Source organism: Neisseria sp. Dent CA1/247, from assembly GCF_022870825.1.
GTDB classification, from domain to species: Bacteria; Pseudomonadota; Gammaproteobacteria; order Burkholderiales; family Neisseriaceae; genus Neisseria; species Neisseria zoodegmatis.
Genome location: NZ_CP091522.1, coordinates 1,345,110 through 1,364,413 on the forward strand (window position 1 = coordinate 1,345,110; position 19,304 = coordinate 1,364,413).

The window sequence follows — 19,304 nt, forward strand, 5'->3', positions numbered from 1 at the left end:
CCAGCTTATATTAATCACGGAAATTTCAATGAAATCAGTTATCCAAGACCTCCAATCCCGCGGCTTAATCGCGCAAACCACTGATGCCGAAGCCTTAGACGCTTTATTAAACGAACAAAAAATCGCTTTATATTGCGGTTTCGACCCTACTGCCGACAGCCTGCATATCGGCCATTTGCTGCCGGTGTTGGCTTTGCGCCGTTTCCAATTGGCCGGGCATACGCCGGTGGCTTTGGTGGGCGGTGCGACGGGCATGATCGGCGATCCGAGCTTTAAGGCGGTTGAGCGCAGTTTGAATACGGCGGAAACCGTGGCGGGCTGGGTGGAGAAAATCCGCAACCAGCTCAAGCCTTTTTTGAGTTTTGAGGGCGACAATGCCGCGATTATGGCGAACAACTATGATTGGTTCGGCGGCATGAACTGCTTGGATTTCCTGCGCGACATCGGCAAGCATTTTTCTGTGAATGCGATGTTGAACAAGGAATCGGTAAAGCAGCGTATCGAGCGCGACGACGTGGGCATTTCGTTTACCGAATTTGCTTACGCGCTGCTGCAAGGTTATGACTTTGCCGAGTTGAACAAACGCTACGGCACGGTGTTGCAAATCGGCGGTTCCGACCAATGGGGCAACATCACCGGCGGTATCGACTTGTGCCGTCGTTTAAACAAAGCCACCGTTTACGGCTTGACTTTGCCGCTGGTAACGAAATCGGACGGCACGAAATTCGGCAAAACCGAAGGCGGCGCGGTATGGTTGGATGCGCAAAAAACTTCGCCCTACCAGTTTTACCAATTCTGGCTGAAAGTAGCCGATGCCGATGTGTATAAATTCCTGAAATACTTCACGTTCTTGTCGGTTGAAGAAATTGATGCCATCGAAGCGAAAGATAAAGCCAGCGGCGTGAAACCGGAGGCACAGCGTATTTTGGCGGAAGAAATGACCCGCCTGATTCACGGCGAAGAGGCTTTGGAGGCGGCGCAACGCATTTCCGCCAGTCTGTTCTCCGGAGACGAAAGCAGCCTGACCGAAAGCGACTACGCGCAGCTTGCTCTAGACGGCTTGCCTGCGTTTGAGGTATCAGGCCGTCTGAATGTGGTGGAGGCCTTGATTACTGCGGGTTTGGCCAAGTCAAACAAAGAAGCGCGCGAGTTTGTGAAAAACAAAGCGGTTTTGCTCAACGGAGAAACGGCCGTGTTCAACAACCCCGAACACGCCGCCGAAAAGCCCGATGATGCCTACCTGATTACCGACGAACACAAACGCTTCGGCAAATACACGATTATCCGCCGCGGCAAGCGCAATCATGCTTTGCTGGTGTGGAAATAATCGGCATAACACTGGCACAGGCCGTCTGAAAACAGCATGGATTGTTTTCAGACGGCCTGCAAACTTTCTGCCTGCTCTGAATATTATGCTTAATCCTCATCAACTGCTTCTTTCATGAAAGCCTGCCATGCCTGAATTACCGGAAGTTGAAACCACCCTGCGCGGTATCCGTTCCCACATCGAAGGCCAAACCGTTGCAGACGTTGTCGTCCGTCAAGCCAAGCTGCGTTTGCCGGTTACGCCTGATTTGGCCGACATTCTGCGCCATCAGAAAGTATCGGGCTGCACGCGTCGCGCCAAGTATCTGTTGATTCACTTCCCAGCCGGTATCTTGCTGATTCACTTGGGGATGTCGGGCAGTTTGCGCATTTTCACGGCGGATCATCCCCTCATCGAACACGCCGGCAAGCATGATCATGTGGACATCAGATTTGAAAACGGCACGGTTCTGCGCTATCACGATCCGCGTCGTTTCGGTATGGTGGTGTGGTTTGCCGGAGCCGCCGAGCATCATCCTTTGTTGGCGTCTTTAGGGCCGGAACCGCTGGAAAGCGGATTTGATGCGGCTTATCTGCACGCAAAACTGAGCACGCAAAAACGCGCCGTGAAACTGGCCTTGATGGACAATGCCGTGGTGGTGGGCGTGGGCAATATCTACGCCAACGAGAGCCTGTTTAAAGCGGGCATTTCGCCCAAACGCCCCGCCAACCAAGTGTCTCAAGAAGAATGCGCCAAACTGGTAGACAATATACGGGCGGTACTGATGCGTGCCATCGAAACCGGCGGTAGCACGCTGCGTGATTTTGTCGATAGCGAAGGGAAAAGCGGCTACTTTCAGCAGGAATACACGGTTTACGGCCGTCACAACCAAGCCTGCATGAAGTGCGGCGGTTTGATTCACAAAGAAACCATTGGCCAACGCGGTACATTTTATTGCCCGAACTGCCAGAAGTAATTTTCAGACGGCATCGGGTGTTGCTTGCAAGGTAATTTGCCTGATGGCTTGTAAAAAGGAAAAAATAAGCCATCTATAAAATGAAATGTACGGTTTATATATTAAGGCCGTCTGAAAAATCATTTTCAGACGGCCTCATTTTATATAAGCTCAAAACGAGTTACAGCGATTCGGCTTTCTTCAAACCTTTAGCGCGGACGGTGGCAATCGTGCCGTCGATGCCTTTTTGTTTGATCAAATCATTAAACTGGTTGCGGTACACCGTGACCATGCTCACGCCGTCAACGCGGATGTTGTACACCTTATAAACGGAGCCGACTTTGTAAAACTGGTAAGAAACTTCGTATTTTTTGCCCGAGGGCGTAACGATTTCGCTATAAGTATCAACCTTGTTTTTGCCGTTATCCACCATCTTCGGCAGCACCTTCACTTGCGCTTTTTCCGCCCCCATCAAAGCCGAATGGGCGTACATGGAGATAATCATTTCTTTAAACGCCGAAATAAATTCGGTTTTTTGCTTGGGGCTGAACTCTTTCCACGGCAGGCCGACGGCCAGAGCGGAAATGCGTTGGTAATCGAGATAATTGTCGGCATAGCGCTCAATTTGTTTGATTTTCTGCTGCTCACTCAAGCCCTTGTTGCGCACCACTTTCAACACTGCGTCGATATTCTGCTGAAGCTGGGCTTGCGCCGGATGCTGTTGGGTTTGGGCGGCGGCATAAGGCGCCACAATAGCAACGGGTACGGCAAATAAGGCGGCCGTTAATGTTTTCATCTCTTTCCTTTCAATGTCATGACAGACTTGCGCCACATTTAACTATAAATCAGCGTAAGCAAACTTTAAAATCTGCAAAATATAATGCCGTTTGCACAAAGCCTTGACGCTGTGCGTGCCAATCTTAGTTCCCATTCGGCGTGATTACGGTAAACGGAAAATAATATAGCGATGATGCCGTCTGAAAAAAGCCGGAGCTGCTGATATGCGGCTCCGGCTTTTTTTCAGACGGCCTTTGCGTCCAAATGCGCCCGTAACTTGGTTTCATCTAAAAACCAGTGGCAGATTTCAACATCGCCATCCAGCAATACAGGCACCAATTCGTTGTATTTTTCTTCCAAAACAGGATCGTCGTCCACATCAACCACATTCAGCGCAAACCCGTATTCCGTTTGAAAAGGCTGTAAAGCATCGCGCATTTTGTGGCACAAGCTGCAATATTCGCGGAACATCAAAGTTAGTTTCCATTGCGGCTGCTGTACTTTTTCAGACGGCCTCATGCGAAACCTCTTTTTTCTTCCTCGGTTTGCGGCGGCGCTTGCGCTTGGCTTCATCGCCGGATTTTGCGCCTTGGCCGCGTTGTGAAGCCGTCATTTCCAGCCGCAGCGTATCGTCTGCGTATTGGAACGCCGTCCACCAGTGCGCCAACTCGAGATCGGCATGGCCTGTTTCCGCCCTTAGCAGAAGAAAATCATAGGCGGCACGGAAACGCTGTTGTGCCAACAAACGATGCGGACGGGCGCCTTTGCGGTTTTCAAATTGTGGTTGCAGCTGCCAGATTTCGCGCATTGTTGCCGAAAAACGCTGCGGCACGCCCCAACCTTTTTCCATATCGCGCAAATCGTTAATGGCTTGAGTGAGCGCCGGAGCAGGTTTCAGACCGCTTTTGATGTTTTTCTGCCAGCGCGCATCAAGTTGCGGCCACATTACCGCCGCCAGCACAAAGCCCACAGACACCGATTTATCAGCACGCAAACGCTCGTCGGTATTGCGCAAAGCGGCTGCGGCAATGCTCTGCCCGTCTTTCGCCGCTTTCAGCAAGGCGGATAAAATCGGATGGATATTTTCCCGCACGCCGAGTTTGTCAAACTGCGCCAAACAGCTCGAAGCATAGCCCGAAAACAGCAGCTTCATGATTTCGTCAAACAAACGCGCTACCGGCTCTTGTTTCAGACGGCCTGCATACTCCGCAATCGGCGCGGCAGTTTCCTGCTCCACTTCAAAACCAAGTTTGCCCGACAAACGCACCGCACGCAGCACGCGCACAGGGTCTTCCTGATAGCGTTCGGCCGGATTACCAATCATCACCAGTTTGCGCGCCAAAACATCCGATACGCCGTGATGGAAGTCGATAATCTGCTGACGGATCGGGTCGTAATACAAAGCGTTGCAGGTAAAATCGCGACGCATGGCATCTTCTTCCATCGAGCCATACGCATTGTCTTTCATAATGCGGCCGTGTTCGTTGTGCTGCACCTTGCCGCCGCTGCGGAAGGTCGTTACCTCGATCGTTTCCGGCCCGATCATCACATGCACAATCTGAAAGCGTCGTCCGATAATACGGCTGCGGCGGAACACTTTGCGTATCTGCTCGGGCGTAGCATTGGTCGCCACATCAAAATCTTTGGGTTCCATGCCGAGCAGCAAATCTCGCACGGCACCGCCGACCACATACGCCTCAAAACCTTCATTGTGCAAGCGGCGGACAACTTTCTCAGCTGCAAAACTCAACATATCGGCACTGATGCGGTGCTCGGTAAACGGAATCACTTCTTTACGCGCACGAGGCTTGCCCGATTTGCCGGGCAACACCTTATGCAGCCATTTTTTCAACATATATCAATCAACCATTTCAAAACCATGCCGTCTGAAACGCCTGAACCTTTGCAGAAAAGCCTGCACACAAGCCTTTCTGCAAAGGTTTCAGACGGCCACGGTAAAAAGCCTGAAAAAACAAAACGGCGTATTATACCCGATTGAAATTGAGCTTGCTGTTTTACCTCAAAAACACCACAGGCTTGTTCACATTTCCGGCAATAGCCTGCCGTCTGAAATTCCGTCATACGCACAACCGCACAACTGCCGCAATGCACCGCAGATAAGGATTTTGCAAAGGTATCAAGCTATAATATAATTTAGCTTATACGATACACACCACGCCATCCATTCGGAGAACAAAATGTACCACTACAAATCAGATGCCACCCAATTTCTCGAAGAATACATTGCCAAGCATCCCGAAGAAGCAGAACAACGCCTGAAAAACCGCGGCTTGTTGTGGGATGTGGAATTAAATCCCGAAGAACAAGCCGGATTCGAAGCTGCCAAGCTGCCTAAAAAACCCTATGCCTACCAGCCCGACTGAGTTTTCAGACGGCCTAACTTTCAATGGCAACCCACATACACAATATCGACCCTAAGCTCGGCGCCTACCTTAACCGCATCGGCGAAGCGGAACACCCTGCCCTAACCGCCTTACGCGAACGCATGGCCACACACCGCCTCGGTAAAATGGCCATTGCCCCAGCCCAAGCGACACTGCTGACTTGGCTGGCAAGGCTGATACGCGCCGAACGCTATTTGGAAGTGGGCGTGTTTACCGGTTACAGCAGTACTGCCATGGCTTTGGCTTTGCCGCCCCACGGCACCGTTACCGCTTGCGACATCAACGTTACCTTTACCGATATCGCCCGTGAAACTTGGCAGGCGGCCGGGGTCGAACACAAAATTACCCTGCATCTCCAGCCCGCCTTATTGACGTTGGACGACCTGATCGACGCGGGCGAAACAGGCACTTATGATATAGCCCTGATTGATGCCAACAAACCGCCCACGCCGGAATATTACGAACGCTGTTTACAGCTCGTGCGTAGCGGCGGCGTGATTGCCATCGACAACGTTTTGCTCGGCGGCAGAGTGTTGGATCCCGCTGATGAAAACAGCCCGCCGGCTCTCGGCATTTTGCAGGCGTTCAATGAAAGCCTGCCTCAAGACAAACGCATCATTCCCATCACGCTCCCCGTGGGCGACGGTTTGACCCTTCTGCTCAAAAAGTAATGCGAGGTCATGATGATGAATTTCAAATTTACCGCCCCGTTATTCGGCACGTTTCTGCTGGGTGCCTGTGTCAGCATGACGCCGCCTGCTCCCGTTCCCGACGACAAGCAAAGCAAAAACAACGCCATTCCCTATCCCGAACCTGACGCGCAAGTCCAAATCGACAGTTTGGGCATCAAAGTAGCACGCCTTGAAAAAGAAGTTGAGAGTTTAAAAACCCGCGTCCGCCAACTCGAACGCCGTTCTGCCGTTCGACGCAGCACGCAAAACCGCTCTTCCGGCAATCAGGCAAATGCAGTCGCGGCAGAGCCGACCCGTTCGGCGGCACAGTCGTCACAATACGAGCAGGCTTTAAAGCAATATAAAAGCGGAAACTATGCCGCAGCCGTGGCCTTGCTTAAAGGCGTAGACGGCGGCGGCAACGGCGGCGACACCGATAGGCAAAGCATGTATCTGCTGATGCAGAGCCATCAAAACTTGGGAAACTGCGAATCCGTAATCAATATAGGCAACCGCTTCGCCACCCGCTTCCGCCATTCCCCGCAAGCCGCAGAAGCCTTGTTTAGCGTCGGTTCATGCCAATACCGTATGCAGCAGCAAGACATTGCCCGCGATACTTGGCGGAAGCTGATTCAGATTTATCCCGACAGTGCTTCGGCCAAGCGTGCTTACGGCGAATTGAAAAAACGCTGATTTAGTTAAGCGTCTATTAATATAATAAAGAAGCCGGAGAATCATCCGATTTTCCGGTTTCAACACCCAACAAATTTTCGATTTTTTATCCACAAGGAAAACATATGATACAGGTAGGCATCATCATGGGCAGCAACAGCGACTGGCCGGTTATGCAGCATGCGGCACAGTTTTTGAAAGACTTCGGCGTTGAGTTTGAAGCGCGTGTCGTGTCTGCACACCGCACGCCGGACTTAATGTTTGAATACGCTGAAACCGCCCGTGAACGCGGTATCAAAGCGATTATCGCCGGTGCCGGCGGTGCCGCCCACCTGCCCGGCATGGTAGCGGCCAAAACCACCGTGCCGGTATTGGGCGTGCCCGTGCCGAGTAAATACCTGCGCGGCGAAGATTCGTTGTTATCCATCGTTCAGATGCCGAAAGGCGTGCCTGTTGCCACTTTTGCCATCGGAGAAGCCGGCGCCGCCAATGCCGCCCTTTTTGCCGTTTCCATGTTAGCCAACGAAAATCCCGAACTGGCGCAGAAACTTGCGGCGTTCCGCGACAAGCAGGAGCAAACTGTATTGGCAATGGATTTGCCGGAAGCCGAATAATCAAGATTCAAGTGGTGATTATATTTTCAGACGGCCTCAAGCAGTTTGAAGCTTAGAAAACAAAATCACTTAACCCAAATTCCGTGCTTTTAGAAATGAACGTTTAAAGAAAAATGTTTTACAAACAAGATGACATATTGCTGCATTATCAGTCAATCGGGGAAGGCGTACCCGTATTAATTTTACATGGGCTAACCTGCGACCATCGTCTGATGACAGCTTGTTTAGAACCGGTATTTGCCAATAAAAAAAGATTTAAACGTATTTATATAGATTTGCCCGGCATGGGAAAATCCGGCAACGATATACAATATGCAAATTCTGATGCAATATTAAACATCTTGATTGGTTTTATCGAGAAAGAGATTGGAAAAACTCCGTATCTTATTATCGGGGAGTCTTATGGCGGCTATTTATCCATGGGTATTCTTTCAAAATTCCATACTCAGATTTTGGGAATGTGCCTTATCTGCCCTATGGTTAATCCCGAACATTCAACGAGAAAGCTGCCCCAAAAATCCATTATCGTTAAAGATGAAGAGTTTTTAAAAACATTGCCTCAGGAAGAAAAAGACGACTTTTTAAACATTGCAGTCGTTGCCACCCAAAAAACCTATCAAAGATATAACAATGAAGTGAAAACAGGCAATAAGCTGATGGATTTGGCTTTTGTAGAAGAAGTAGTTAAAAACTATAAATTCAGTTTTGAACTTTATCGAAAACTGAATGAAATAAAATTTGGCAAACCAATTTTGATTTTGAGTGGTAAACAAGATAACGTTGTCGGCTATGAAGATTTATGGGAAGTTTCAAAAAATTATGAGAGACTGACTTTTCTAACTTTAGATATTGCAGGACATAATTTACAAATCGACCAACCTGAAATCTTTAATATTATGGTAGAAAATTGGTTAACCCATATCTAATAGTTGTAATTAAAACAAAAAGCAAAATTGATAGATTTTTGCAAAAATAATTTTTGCAAAAATAATTTAAGATAAGAATTAAAATGGGGCTGAAGTAAATTGGCCTTAAATATAACACCGAAACAGCAGCTAAAATATTGCGGCTTTGGCGTTCTATTTAAGGCCTACGGTTTAAAATCCTTTTCTTTTAACCGGTTTGCCGCTTCATTTCTGCCAACGTTTGAAAATCAGCGAAGTATTCACACCGCCAAAGGCAAAGTTGTTGTTCATTACATAATCGGTACGGATTTCCCGCCCGTCGCCGCGAATGTAGTCCACCTTGCCGCACAGCGGATCGATATTCTCGAGATTGATGGTGGGCGCAAACCAGCCGCCGTTCATCATTTCAATCGAAAACCAAGATTCCAACGCACCGCACGCGCCTAAGGTGTGGCCGAAATAGCTTTTTTGCGAACTCATGGGAACGTGGCCGAACACAGCCTCGGTTGCCAATGTTTCGGCTATATCGCCTTTTTCGGTAGCGGTTCCGTGCCCGTTAACGTAGCCTACCTGCTCGGGTTTGATGCCGGCATCTTTCAGTGCCAACTCCATACAGCGGCGCATAGTGTCTTTTTGAGGCTGGGTCACATGGGTGCCGTCGCTGTTGGCGCCATAGCCGACAATCTCCGCGTAAATCTTGGCACCACGCGCTTTGGCGTGTTCCAACTCTTCCAAAACCAACATCCCTGCACCTTCGCCGATTACCAAGCCGTCGCGGCCCGCGTCGTAAGGGCGCGGAGTGGCTTCAGGCTCGTCATTGCGGCGGCTGGCGGCATAGAGTGAGTCGAACACATACACTTCCGACGGGCAAAACTCTTCGCCGCCGCCGGCAAGCATCATGTCGATCATGCCGTATTTAATCGCTTCGTAAGCATAGCCTATGCCTTGGCTGCCCGACGAACAGGCGCTGGAAGTGGGAATGATGCGGCCGGTAAGCCCGAAAAATATACCGACATTGGCCGCAGTGGTGTGCGGCATCATGCGTACATAGGTGTTGGCGCTGAAATTGCGCGAAGTGCCGGTAAGCAGCAGTTCGCCGAGGTCGCGGATGTCTTTGGTGCTGCCGGTTGAAGAACCGCAGGCCACACCCATGCGCCCGTCTTTAATCGACTCGTCTCCCAAAAGCCCGGCGTCGGTTAGGGCTTGTTCGGCCGCATCGACGCAGAGATAAGACACCCGCCCCATGCTGCGCAACTGTTTGCGTGTCCAATGCGCGGGCGGTGCATAGTCGGGCACGGGAGCGCCCAGATTGGCTTCCAAATCGGGAAACTGCTCTTGCCAGCCCATGTTGCGCACGGCGTTGCGTTTGCGTTTGAAGGCCGTCTGAATGGTGTGCCAGTCGCGTCCGAAGGCTGTGATGCCGCCTATGCCTGTGATGACTACCCGTTTCAACATAAACCTCCGTTTACTGCAATAACCTGCCGCGTGATGTAGGCGGCTTTTTTATCCATCAAAAAGCGTACGGCATGGGCTACTTCTTCGGGCAAGCCCATCCGTGCCGCGGGTATGGCTTTCAAAATTTCGTCCACAGGCACATGCTCATCAACAATCTCTGTGTCGATTAAACCGGGAGCAACGCAATTTACGGTGATGTTGCGTTTGGCCAACTCCACCGCCAATGCTTTGGCTGCGCCGATAATACCTGCTTTCGATGCGCTGTAATTGACTTGTCCGCGATTGCCGGTAAGGCCGGATACAGAAGACATACACACGATGCGCCCGGCTTTGCGGCGGCGTATCATCGGCATGATTACGGGGTGCAAAACGTTATAAAAGCCGTCCAAATTGGTGCGCAACACTTGATCCCAGTCTTCATCTTCAAAAGCAGGGAACGCATTGTCGCGCGTTAAACCGGCATTCAGCACCACGCCGTAATAAGCGCCGTTGGCTTCGATATCGGCCGTCAGGATTTCCCGCGCCTGTTGGCGGTCTGATACATCGAACTGCAATACGCGTGTTTGTCTGCCCAATGCGCGTATTTCTTCGGCAACGGCTTCTGCTTCTTCGCGACGGCTGCGGCAGTGCACCACAATATCGTAGCCGTCTGCGGCCAGCCCCAAGGCAACGGCCTTGCCTATGCCGCGGTTGGAGCCGGTAATTAAAATGTTTTCGCTCATGCGTTTTCCTGTGTGGGAAGTCGAGTGTTTTGATTAAGATGCGAATTGTAACAGGAATGCCCGAAAGCGTGAGTATGGTGTTGGCGTGATGTGGGAATTTGAGGCCGTCTGAAAGCGAACTATGTGAGCTTCGCTAAAACGAGCTTTGCGAGTTTCGCTAAAGCAAACTGTGTGAGCCTCGCCCAAACCCGCCAAGCAGGTTTCGCTAAAATGTATTTTGCTGTTTTCAGTTATAATACACACCTGTTTGATTTCCCCGCCCGTGCTTTTACGAGGCCGTCTGAATAACTGTGAAAGCTGTCCGACAATACCGCCGCTGGTGGCGTTACCACACCCTGCAACGTCATATGGCTCTCCCCGCCCATACGCTCGACTGCCCCGAATGCGGGCAGCGTATGGAATTGCCGCGTTTGCATCAGGGGCAGGAAGCGCATTGCCCCAATTGCGGCTACGAGGTGGTGGAAGTGGAGAAAAACCCGTATATCGCGCCTTTGGCTTATGCAACGGCCTCTTTGGTGTTGATGGGTTTCGTTTACACGATGATGTTTGTTACGGTCACGATGGCGGGCGTAACGTCTATCCAGTCGCTGCCGTCGATGATGAGAAAGCTGATTCTGCTTGATTTCGGCTTCTTGGCGGAAGTAATGTTCGCGCTCACGTTCGGCACGCCGCTGCTTTTTTTGCTGTTGTGTCTTTATGTGTACACGGCTTTGTGGCAAGGCAAGGCTTATCCGGGATTGCGCACGGCAACGCGTACTTTGGTGCGTTTAAGGCACTGGATTATGGTGGATGTGTTTTTTATTTCCACGCTGGTGGCGCACATCAAACTCTCTTCGGTGGCAAAAGTCGAATACGGCGCGGCGTTTTATTTGATGTTCGGACTCGCCGTTTTGCTGATCCGCACATCTGTGTCGATTCCGCAACATTGGGTATATTACAAAATCCACCGCATTTTAGGCAGAAATACGATTCAGACGGCCTCTAACGAGCGGATATGTTGCAGCCGTTGTCTTTATTTCCGCAGCAAAGAAGAGCCTACCTGCGGCGTATGCGGTGCCGACCTTTACGAGCGCCGCCCCAAAAGCATCTACATTTCGATGGCGTTTTTAATGGCGGCCATCGTGCTGTATATTCCGGCCAATCTCTTGCCGATTATGATTTCTTCCAATCCCACTACGGTGCAGATCAATACCATCCTCAACGGCATCATTTATATGTGGGACGAAGGCGACAAGCTGATTGCGGCCATTATCTTCAGTGCCAGTATTTTGGTGCCCGGCGCTAAAATCGCCCTGCTGCTGGTGTTGAACCTGAGCGCTCACTACGGCTTGCCCGCCAGCCCCAAAATCATGTTGAGGGTGTACCGTTTTACCGAATCTATCGGCAAATGGTCGATGATTGATATTTTCGTCATCATTATTTTGATGAGTTCGTTTCACACCCATGTGGCACGGGTGGTGCCGGGGTCTGCCGCCGTATATTTCTGCTTGGTCGTATTGTTGACCATGCTTTCCGCCTATTTTTTCGACCCGCGTTTATTGTGGGACAAAGCCCGTAAAAACCCTGCAAACATCAAGAGGCCGTCTGAAAATCTGACGGTAACACAAGCTGAATATGAGTAACGATAATAATCAAACCGAATACAAACCCGTGCCTGCCGTGGTGCGTAAAACCAACGTGTTTACCTCCGTGATCTGGCTGATTCCCGTCATCGCTTTTTTGGTGGGCGGCTGGTTGCTGATGAAAGAGATCCGCAACAGAGGGCCGGAAGTAACCCTGTTGATGGACAGTGCAGACGGCATCGAAGTCAATAATACGGTGGTAAAAGTGCTTAGCGTCGAAGTCGGCCGGGTAACCCATATCGGCCTGCAAAAAGACCGCAAAGGCGTGGAAGTTACCGTGCTCCTTACCGCCGACGCAAAAGATATGATGCGCAAAGACACCCAATTTTGGGTAGTCAAACCGCGCATCGACGAAAGCGGCATTTCCGGCCTGACCACACTCGTTTCCGGCTCTTACATCGCTTTCACCCCCGGCAAAAGCGAAGAAACCCAATACCGCTTCGAAGTTTCGGATATTCCGCCGATTACCGCCATCGGCCAGCACGGCCTGCGCCTGAAACTGGTGGGCAAAAACGACAAAATGATCAGCGTAGGCAGCCCGGTTTTATATGAAGATTTCAGCGTCGGTGTGGTAGAGAGCGCCGATTTCAACCCTAAAGAACAAACCGTTCATTACACCATATTCATCAAAAGCCCCAACGACAAACTGGTCGGTAAAAACAGCCAATTTTGGTTGCAAAACGGCATTCAAATCGAAGCGACCGGCGGCGGCGTACGGATAGAATCAGCCCCCATTGCCGCGCTGCTTTCCGGTTCGATTTCCTTCTCAGCACCGATTGGCGGAGATAAAGGCGAACCGGCCGTCAACGAAGATACGTTCACGGTGTACAACAACCGCAACGAAGTAGAAAACCTGCCGAGCGAGCGTTCTCTGTATTACACCGCATTTTTCAAACAAAGCGTGCGCGGGCTTAAACCCGGTGCGCCGGTCGAATACAAAGGCATCAATATCGGCGCAGTAGCCGACGTGCCCTATTTCGCCCAAAACGACAGCCTGAAGCTGCTGGACAACGGCTGGATTCCCGTGCGCATCCGCATCGAACCCGACCGCATGGAAATCAACGCCGAAGCCCAAAGCCAAGCATATTGGCGCGACCGTTTTCAGACGGCCTTAAACAAAGGGCTTACCGCCACCTTAACCAGCGACAGCCTGCTTACAGGCAGCAAGATGATCGAATTGGACGACAATCCCTCAAGCAGCAGCAAGCTCAAGCCTTTTGCCAATTACAACGGCAATGTCGTGATTGCCAGCCGCGGCGGCGGTTTGGATAACCTGCAAGACCAGCTTGGCAACCTCTTGGAAAAATTCAACAAACTGCCGCTGGAAAAAACCGTGGGCGAGTTGAACGGTTCATTACGTGAACTGAAAGCCACGCTCAATTCTGCCAATGCCTTAATCAGCAAACCGCAAACCCAAAGCATTCCTAACGAGTTGAATAAAACCCTGTACGAACTGCGCCAAGCATTGCAAGGTATTTCGCCGCAATCGCCTCTTTACAGCGATGTTCAAACAACCCTGCAAAGCATTGATAAAACGCTGAAAGAAGCCCAGCCCGTAATCAACACGTTAAAAGAAAAACCCAATTCATTAATTTTTAACAGCAATGTTAAAGACCCCATCCCGAAAGGAAGCCGCTGATGCGTAAATTGACAGTGATTGGCGCCCTACTCGCATTAAGCGCCTGCGCCACCCCCGTGCCGCAATACTTTACCTTGCCCGACAGCCAATACATCCACCCCGGCCGGAGCAGCAACGAAGTCGCCGTGCGCGTTTATCTGGCAGAACCTCTAAACAACGGCGGCTTGGTTTACCAAACCGATGCCTATCATGTGAACTTCGCCCGCAACCACTTGTGGGCAGGTGCGCTGGATAACGCTTTGGCTTCAGGTTTCAGTAACAAGCTGAACCGATTGAATCCGAACTACACATTTGTGCCCGCAGCACGCAGCAGCAGTTCGCAAACGCTGAAAATTTATGTGGAAGCTTTTCAAGGAAGCTATCAAGGCAAAACATTGGTCAGCGGCTATGCACTTTGGCCGAATGGCCAAAGCCGCCCCTTTCACGTTGAAACCGAGCAGCACGGCGACGGTTATAAAGCGATGGTGGAATCTTTAAACTTTGGGCTGGAAAAAGCATCGGAAGCAGTAGTCCGTTAATTTAGCGTGTTTTCATAGAGGGTTTCAATTTTGAGCTTGCTTTTTAGCTCTAAGAACTTGAGGCCGTCTGAAAGTGAACTGTGTGAGCTTCGCCAAAACACGCTACGCGGGTTTAGCTAAAACGCACTTAGTGAGTTTCGCTAAAACAAGCTTTGAGAGAGAGGCATTACCGATTTAGCAAAATACCCTTGCAACGATGAGCTGTTTTCGTAAGCGTGGATTGTACGCCCGCATGATGTTTTCAGTGCCGCTTCTGCTAAATCGTTTTCATCTCAAATGTTTCAAAACAAAAATGCCTTGTCTAAACAGACAAGGCATTTTTCAGATGGCCTTAAGGCTTACTTGTTCAATTCTTTAGCCAAGTAGAGCCAAGTTTCAATCACGGTATCAGGATTCAACGATACGGTTTCAATACCTTCTTCTACCAGCCATTTCGCAAAATCGGGGTGATCCGAAGGACCTTGTCCGCAGATGCCCACGTATTTGTTGTGTTTGCGGCAGGCAGAAATCGCCAAGTGCAGCATTACTTTAACGGCAGGGTTACGCTCGTCGAATGTACCGGCAATCGGGCCGCCGCTGTCGCGGTCAACACCCAAAGTCAGCTGGGTCATGTCATTCGAGCCGATTGAGAAGCCGTCAAAATATTGCAGGAACTGTTCGGCCAGCAAGGCATTGCTTGGCAGTTCGCACATCATGATCAAACGCAGGCCGTTTTTACCGCGCTCCAAGCCGTTTTCTTTCAGGGCTTTGATTACCGCTTCGGCTTCGTTGAGGGTGCGCACGAAAGGAATCATGATTTCGACGTTGGTCAATCCCATTTCGTCGCGAACACGTTTCAAAGCTTGGCATTCTAAAGCGAAGCAGTCTTTGAAATCATCCGATACATAGCGGGCGGCACCGCGGAAGCCCAACATCGGGTTTTCTTCATGCGGTTCGTAAAGATTACCGCCAACCAGATTGGCGTATTCGTTTGATTTGAAATCCGACATACGCACAATGACTTTGCGCGGATAAACAGACGCAGCCAATGTCGCCACACCCTCGGCAATTTTATCAACGTAAAACGCTACCGGAGAAGCATAGCCTGCGATGCGGTCGGAAATTTCGTTTTTCAAATCAGCATCTAAGCGGTCAAACTCCAACAAAGCTTTGGGGTGGATACCGATCTGACGGTTGATGATGAATTCCATGCGCGCCAGGCCGATACCTTCGTTGGGCAGGCTTGAGAAGCTGAAGGCCAATTCGGGGTTGCCGACGTTCATCATGATTTTTACCGGTGATTTGGGCATATTGTCCAAAGCCACATCGGTTACTTCCACATTCAGCAAACCGTCGTAAATCAAACCGGTGTCGCCTTCTGCGCACGATACGGTTACTTCTTGGCCGTCTGAAAGCACACTGGTGGCATCGCCGCAGCCTACTACGGCAGGAATGCCGAGTTCGCGGGCAATAATCGCCGCGTGGCAAGTACGTCCGCCGCGGTTGGTCACGATAGCAGACGCACGTTTCATCACCGGTTCCCAATCCGGGTCGGTCATGTCGGTTACCAACACATCACCGGCTTGAACGGTATCCATTTGAGAAGCGTCTTTGACCAAACGTACTTTACCTTGGCCGACTTTTTGACCGATGGCACGGCCTTCGCACAATACTTTTTTGTCGCCGCTAATGCTGTAACGACGCAGGCTGCGGGTATTGTCTTCTTGAGATTTCACGGTTTCAGGGCGAGCTTGCAAAATGTACAGCTTGCCGTCAGTGCCGTCGCGACCCCATTCGATATCCATCGGACGACCGTAATGCTCTTCGATGATCAAAGCGTATTTGGCCAGCTCGGTAATCTCTTCGTCGCTGATAGAGAACGCTTTGCGGTCTTCTTGAGGTACATCAACCACTTGCACGGATTTACCTGCTTGAGCTTGCTCGGTAAACGTCATTTTGATCAGTTTCGAGCCCATGGTTTTGCGCAAGATGGCCGGACGGCCTGCTTTCAATGTGGGCTTATGTACGTAAAACTCGTCGGGGTTCACCGCACCTTGTACGACGGTTTCGCCCAAGCCGTAAGAAGCGGTAACGAATACAACGTCTTCAAAGCCGGATTCGGTGTCGATGGAGAACATCACACCTGCTGCGCCGCTGTCTGAACGCACCATGCGTTGAACGCCGGCAGACAAAGCAACCACGTCGTGGGCAAAGCCTTTGTGTACACGATATGAAATGGCTCGGTCGTTATATAAAGAAGCGAATACATGTTTCATTGCTTCTTTAACGTTTTCCAAGCCATTGATATTCAGGAAGGTTTCTTGTTGGCCGGCAAAAGAGGCGTCCGGCAAATCTTCTGCGGTGGCGGAAGAACGTACCGCTACGGAAATTTTATCGGTACCGGCATCGGCTACCATTTTGTCCCAAGCGGTTTTAATGTCGGCATCCAATTGCTCCGGGAATGGTGTGTCGAGAATCCATTGGCGGATTTCTTTACCTACGCGCGCCAATTCGGTAACGTCTTCCACATCCAAAGCTGCAAGGGCTGCAGAGATACGTTCGTTGAGACCGTTATGCGCCAAAAAAGCACGGTAAGCTTCTGCGGTTGTCGCGAAACCGCCGGGTACGCGCACGCCTTTTTCAGTAAGCTGACTGATCATTTCGCCCAAAGAGGCGTTTTTACCGCCTACGCTCTCTACATCAGTCATGCGCAGGTTTTCAAACCAAATCACGTAATTTGCAGCCATTTTTAAATCCATTAAACAAGTTAAAAAAGAAATAAATCTCGCGGGGGTATTCTAACCACTCAAACCCGCAGTGTCATGTGTTTTATTGCGAAAGAATGGCTGATGCCGTCTGAAAAATTGCGGGAAGCCGGATATGTAGTCTCTTGAAATAAATTATACAAAACCGTTTGAAATCCTATTAACCCTTGTTAAATATAGGGTTTGGTTTAAAACAGCATATTTTCAATAGATATTTAAACTGCTTATATTGGCATATTGTTTCAATAATAATGAATTTATTGTAAAAAATGTGCGTTTAAAATTTTTTTGATTTTAATTGTAGTTTGATGTAGTTTTTGAAGGCCGCATTGCGTTTATCCACCCGCCCCGGCGGACAGCAACGAATCAAGGTTTGCTTTGACTTACATTTTCAGATGGCCTTATGATACGGCGGTATTGTCTGAAGGCATCCTAAGCAATCAATAACTCATTATAAAAAGGAACCATAATGGCACGCCGTTCTGCTTTTTTTATTTCCGACCGCACAGGTATCACTTCCGAAAGCATGGGTGAAGCCCTGCTGGATCAATTCGAGGGAGTGAATTTCAAAAGAGCAACCTACCCCTTTGTCGATACGCCCGAAAAAGCGCGCGCAATGGTGCAAATCATCAATGCCGCCGCTTCAGACAGCGGCCTGCGGCCATTGGTATTTACCAGCATCATCAACGACGAAATCCGCACGATTATCAAAACCTGCCAAGGTTTGCATCTCAGCTTTTTCGATGCTTTCTTAGGCACGATTGAGCGCGAACTGGGCTTGCGGGCGCGGCATTCGGTAGGCCGTACCCACGGCATCGGCGACACCGAACGCTACGATGCCCGTATGGAAGCGGTGAATTTCTCTTTAAACCACGACGACGGCATCAGCGGCAAAGATTTAAAAGACGCAGACGTTATTTTGATGGGCGTTTCCCGTTCGGGCAAAACCCCTACTTGCCTGTATCTCGCCCTGCAATACGGCATCCGCGCTGCCAACTATCCGTTAACCCCCGAAGATTTGGAAAGCAGCGACCTGCCGCGCATGGTAAAACCGTACAAACACAAATTATTCGGCTTAACCATACAGCCCGAGCGCCTGCAAGCCATTCGCCACGAGCGCCGGCCGGACTCCAACTATTCGCAGCTCACTACTTGCCGCCGCGAAGTAGCCGATGCACAAAGCATGTTTCGCGCACACTCCATTCCTTTTACCAACACCACGGATAAATCGGTGGAAGAATTGGCCGTGAGCATCATGCAGGCTTGCCAGCTGAAACGTCGTTTTTAAAAAATACACAACCAATGTTCAAGCCGTCTGAAAGCCAGTTTCCCTAAACATTTTCAGACGGCCTCAAGTGACATTGCGCAACATCAAAATATGTGTATTTTTATTAGCCTATGTTAAAATCAATTTTTCACTCTTTTATCAGGAAGAATCAAATGAATATGAAAAAATGGATTGCCGCAGCCGTTGCCTGCTCGGCATTTGCTTTAAGCGCTTGCGGCGGCCAAAGCAGCGACAACAAACAAACAGCCGCTGCCGGTGAAAAAGTTTACCGCGTTGCCACCAATGCCGAATTCGCCCCTTTTGAATCTAAAAACAGCAACAACGAGATTCAAGGCTTTGATATCGACCTGATGAACGCCATGGCCAAAGCCGGCAATTTCAAAGTGGAATACAAACACCAACCGTGGAACAGCCTCTTCCCCGGCCTTGCCAACGGCGATGTGGACATTCTGCTTTCCGCCATCACCATCACTGACGACCGCAAACAAACCATGGACTTTTCTGATCCGTATTTCAAAATTACCCAAGTGATTTTGGTGCAAAAAGGCAAAGACATCAAATCCATCGACGATCTGAAAAACAGCCAAAAAGTCGGCGTGGTAACCGGCCAAACAGGCGACCTTGCCGCTTCTAAAATTTTGGGTAACGACAGCCCCAAAATCGCCCGCTTCGAGACCCTGCCGCTCGTGATCAAAGAGCTTGAAAACGGCGGTTTGGATGCAGTCATCTCTGATAGCGCGGTTGTCGGCAACTATGTGAAAAACAACGGCAACAAAGGCTTCAACATGATTGCCCCGCCTGATTTTGAAGTGGAAAACTACGGCATTGCTGTACGCAAAGGCGATACCGCCACTTTGAACATGCTGAACGACGCCCTGAAAAAAGTGCGTGAAAACGGCGATTACGACAAAGTTCAAAAACAATACTTTGCCGAATAATTTGCCTGCATTGCTTGATAAAGCATAAATAAATGAGGCCGTCTGAAAAGCTTTTTTCAGACGGCCTCACTTT

General features: G+C 50.0%; 18 protein-coding genes. 12 read left to right on the plus strand and 6 right to left on the minus strand.

Features of this window, described 5'->3' with window-relative positions:
- Window positions 1–28: 28 nt before the first annotated feature.
- Window positions 29–1,327, plus strand: coding sequence for a tyrosine--tRNA ligase (gene tyrS, locus LVJ85_RS06700; protein ID WP_244742858.1), 1,299 nt, complete (start codon window positions 29–31; stop codon window positions 1,325–1,327).
- A gap of 127 nt (window positions 1,328–1,454) precedes the next feature.
- Window positions 1,455–2,282, plus strand: a complete 828-nt coding sequence (mutM, locus tag LVJ85_RS06705) for a bifunctional DNA-formamidopyrimidine glycosylase/DNA-(apurinic or apyrimidinic site) lyase (RefSeq protein ID WP_244742862.1) — start codon at window positions 1,455–1,457, stop codon at window positions 2,280–2,282.
- A gap of 160 nt (window positions 2,283–2,442) precedes the next feature.
- Here the strand turns inward: mutM and LVJ85_RS06710 are convergent, their stop codons facing one another.
- From LVJ85_RS06710 to LVJ85_RS06720, 3 genes are all read right to left on the minus strand, one after another.
- The gene (locus LVJ85_RS06710; protein WP_244742865.1) at window positions 2,443–3,057 is read right to left on the minus strand and encodes a phospholipid-binding protein MlaC; all 615 of its coding nucleotides are present in this window, start codon (window positions 3,055–3,057) and stop codon (window positions 2,443–2,445) included.
- 224 nt (window positions 3,058–3,281) lie between these two features.
- Window positions 3,282–3,557, minus strand: a complete 276-nt coding sequence (locus LVJ85_RS06715; protein ID WP_244742867.1) for a glutaredoxin family protein — start codon at window positions 3,555–3,557, stop codon at window positions 3,282–3,284.
- Entirely contained in the window at window positions 3,544–4,893 is a 1,350-nt protein-coding gene (locus tag LVJ85_RS06720; RefSeq protein ID WP_244742870.1) for a polynucleotide adenylyltransferase PcnB, read from the minus strand. The genes LVJ85_RS06715 and LVJ85_RS06720 overlap by 14 nt, the downstream gene beginning before the upstream one ends.
- Before the next feature lie 343 nt (window positions 4,894–5,236).
- Between LVJ85_RS06720 and LVJ85_RS06725 the strand changes: the two genes are divergently transcribed.
- From LVJ85_RS06725 to LVJ85_RS06745, 5 genes are all read left to right on the plus strand, one after another.
- Entirely contained in the window at window positions 5,237–5,422 is a 186-nt protein-coding gene (locus LVJ85_RS06725; RefSeq protein ID WP_085362605.1) for a DUF3460 family protein, read from the plus strand.
- A 23-nt stretch (window positions 5,423–5,445) separates the two neighbouring features.
- Entirely contained in the window at window positions 5,446–6,114 is a 669-nt protein-coding gene (locus LVJ85_RS06730; protein ID WP_244742873.1) for an O-methyltransferase, read from the plus strand.
- A 15-nt stretch (window positions 6,115–6,129) separates the two neighbouring features.
- Window positions 6,130–6,807 (plus strand): tol-pal system YbgF family protein, encoded by a 678-nt coding sequence (locus LVJ85_RS06735; protein WP_370686953.1) that lies wholly within the window; start codon window positions 6,130–6,132, stop codon window positions 6,805–6,807.
- A gap of 104 nt (window positions 6,808–6,911) precedes the next feature.
- A complete protein-coding gene (gene purE, locus LVJ85_RS06740; protein WP_244742880.1) occupies window positions 6,912–7,400 on the plus strand; it encodes a 5-(carboxyamino)imidazole ribonucleotide mutase in 489 nt (162 codons plus the stop codon).
- Window positions 7,401–7,513: 113 nt separating this feature from the next.
- Window positions 7,514–8,326: an alpha/beta fold hydrolase gene (locus LVJ85_RS06745; RefSeq protein WP_244742884.1), complete on the plus strand. Its 813-nt coding sequence runs from the start codon at window positions 7,514–7,516 to the stop codon at window positions 8,324–8,326.
- 204 nt (window positions 8,327–8,530) lie between these two features.
- On the opposite strand, the gene LVJ85_RS06750 is transcribed toward LVJ85_RS06745, so the two are convergent.
- Together LVJ85_RS06750 and fabG are read right to left on the minus strand one after the other, a co-directional pair.
- Entirely contained in the window at window positions 8,531–9,760 is a 1,230-nt protein-coding gene (locus LVJ85_RS06750) for a beta-ketoacyl-ACP synthase (RefSeq protein WP_244742887.1), read from the minus strand.
- Window positions 9,754–10,482, minus strand: a complete 729-nt coding sequence (fabG, locus tag LVJ85_RS06755; RefSeq protein ID WP_244742890.1) for a 3-oxoacyl-ACP reductase FabG — start codon at window positions 10,480–10,482, stop codon at window positions 9,754–9,756. Before fabG ends, LVJ85_RS06750 begins: the two co-directional genes overlap by 7 nt.
- A gap of 347 nt (window positions 10,483–10,829) precedes the next feature.
- Here fabG and LVJ85_RS06760 point away from each other — a divergent pair, with 347 nt between their 5' ends.
- Genes LVJ85_RS06760 through LVJ85_RS06770 form a run of 3 tightly spaced genes read left to right on the plus strand, consistent with a single transcriptional unit; the run spans window position 10,830 to window position 14,261 of the window.
- Window positions 10,830–12,104, plus strand: a complete 1,275-nt coding sequence (locus LVJ85_RS06760) for a paraquat-inducible protein A (protein WP_244743102.1) — start codon at window positions 10,830–10,832, stop codon at window positions 12,102–12,104.
- Window positions 12,097–13,743 (plus strand): intermembrane transport protein PqiB, encoded by a 1,647-nt coding sequence (gene pqiB, locus LVJ85_RS06765; RefSeq protein ID WP_244742894.1) that lies wholly within the window; start codon window positions 12,097–12,099, stop codon window positions 13,741–13,743. The genes LVJ85_RS06760 and pqiB overlap by 8 nt, the downstream gene beginning before the upstream one ends.
- Entirely contained in the window at window positions 13,743–14,261 is a 519-nt protein-coding gene (locus LVJ85_RS06770) for a membrane integrity-associated transporter subunit PqiC (RefSeq protein WP_244742897.1), read from the plus strand. Before pqiB ends, LVJ85_RS06770 begins: the two co-directional genes overlap by 1 nt.
- Window positions 14,262–14,599: 338 nt before the next feature.
- Here the strand turns inward: LVJ85_RS06770 and ppsA are convergent, their stop codons facing one another.
- Entirely contained in the window at window positions 14,600–16,987 is a 2,388-nt protein-coding gene (gene ppsA, locus LVJ85_RS06775; RefSeq protein ID WP_115133956.1) for a phosphoenolpyruvate synthase, read from the minus strand.
- Between the two features lie 487 nt (window positions 16,988–17,474).
- On the opposite strand from ppsA, the gene LVJ85_RS06780 reads away from it, so the two are divergent.
- Window positions 17,475–18,293: a pyruvate, water dikinase regulatory protein gene (locus LVJ85_RS06780; RefSeq protein WP_085362596.1), complete on the plus strand. Its 819-nt coding sequence runs from the start codon at window positions 17,475–17,477 to the stop codon at window positions 18,291–18,293.
- Window positions 18,294–18,445: 152 nt separating this feature from the next.
- Window positions 18,446–19,231 carry a basic amino acid ABC transporter substrate-binding protein gene (locus LVJ85_RS06785; RefSeq protein ID WP_115133383.1) on the plus strand — a complete coding sequence of 262 codons (786 nt, stop codon included), beginning with the start codon at window positions 18,446–18,448 and terminating at the stop codon, window positions 19,229–19,231.
- Window positions 19,232–19,304 lie beyond the last annotated feature (73 nt).

What these genes read in the sequence shown, in the direction of transcription:
- tyrS (WP_244742858.1), top strand. Translation starts at nt 29, where the DNA reads ATGAAATCAGTTATCCAAGACCTCCAATCCCGCGGCTTAATCGCGCAA.
- pqiB (WP_244742894.1), top strand. Translation starts at nt 12,097, where the DNA reads ATGAGTAACGATAATAATCAAACCGAATACAAACCCGTGCCTGCCGTG.
- fabG (WP_244742890.1), bottom strand. Translation starts at nt 10,482, where the DNA reads ATGAGCGAAAACATTTTAATTACCGGCTCCAACCGCGGCATAGGCAAG.
- LVJ85_RS06785 (WP_115133383.1), top strand. Translation starts at nt 18,446, where the DNA reads ATGAATATGAAAAAATGGATTGCCGCAGCCGTTGCCTGCTCGGCATTT.
- mutM (WP_244742862.1), top strand. Translation starts at nt 1,455, where the DNA reads ATGCCTGAATTACCGGAAGTTGAAACCACCCTGCGCGGTATCCGTTCC.
- LVJ85_RS06770 (WP_244742897.1), top strand. Translation starts at nt 13,743, where the DNA reads ATGCGTAAATTGACAGTGATTGGCGCCCTACTCGCATTAAGCGCCTGC.
- LVJ85_RS06715 (WP_244742867.1), bottom strand. Translation starts at nt 3,557, where the DNA reads ATGAGGCCGTCTGAAAAAGTACAGCAGCCGCAATGGAAACTAACTTTG.
- LVJ85_RS06730 (WP_244742873.1), top strand. Translation starts at nt 5,446, where the DNA reads ATGGCAACCCACATACACAATATCGACCCTAAGCTCGGCGCCTACCTT.
- LVJ85_RS06750 (WP_244742887.1), bottom strand. Translation starts at nt 9,760, where the DNA reads ATGTTGAAACGGGTAGTCATCACAGGCATAGGCGGCATCACAGCCTTC.
- LVJ85_RS06725 (WP_085362605.1), top strand. Translation starts at nt 5,237, where the DNA reads ATGTACCACTACAAATCAGATGCCACCCAATTTCTCGAAGAATACATT.
- ppsA (WP_115133956.1), bottom strand. Translation starts at nt 16,987, where the DNA reads ATGGCTGCAAATTACGTGATTTGGTTTGAAAACCTGCGCATGACTGAT.
- LVJ85_RS06710 (WP_244742865.1), bottom strand. Translation starts at nt 3,057, where the DNA reads ATGAAAACATTAACGGCCGCCTTATTTGCCGTACCCGTTGCTATTGTG.
- LVJ85_RS06735 (WP_370686953.1), top strand. Translation starts at nt 6,130, where the DNA reads ATGAATTTCAAATTTACCGCCCCGTTATTCGGCACGTTTCTGCTGGGT.
- LVJ85_RS06780 (WP_085362596.1), top strand. Translation starts at nt 17,475, where the DNA reads ATGGCACGCCGTTCTGCTTTTTTTATTTCCGACCGCACAGGTATCACT.
- LVJ85_RS06720 (WP_244742870.1), bottom strand. Translation starts at nt 4,893, where the DNA reads ATGTTGAAAAAATGGCTGCATAAGGTGTTGCCCGGCAAATCGGGCAAG.
- purE (WP_244742880.1), top strand. Translation starts at nt 6,912, where the DNA reads ATGATACAGGTAGGCATCATCATGGGCAGCAACAGCGACTGGCCGGTT.
- LVJ85_RS06745 (WP_244742884.1), top strand. Translation starts at nt 7,514, where the DNA reads ATGTTTTACAAACAAGATGACATATTGCTGCATTATCAGTCAATCGGG.
- LVJ85_RS06760 (WP_244743102.1), top strand. Translation starts at nt 10,830, where the DNA reads ATGGCTCTCCCCGCCCATACGCTCGACTGCCCCGAATGCGGGCAGCGT.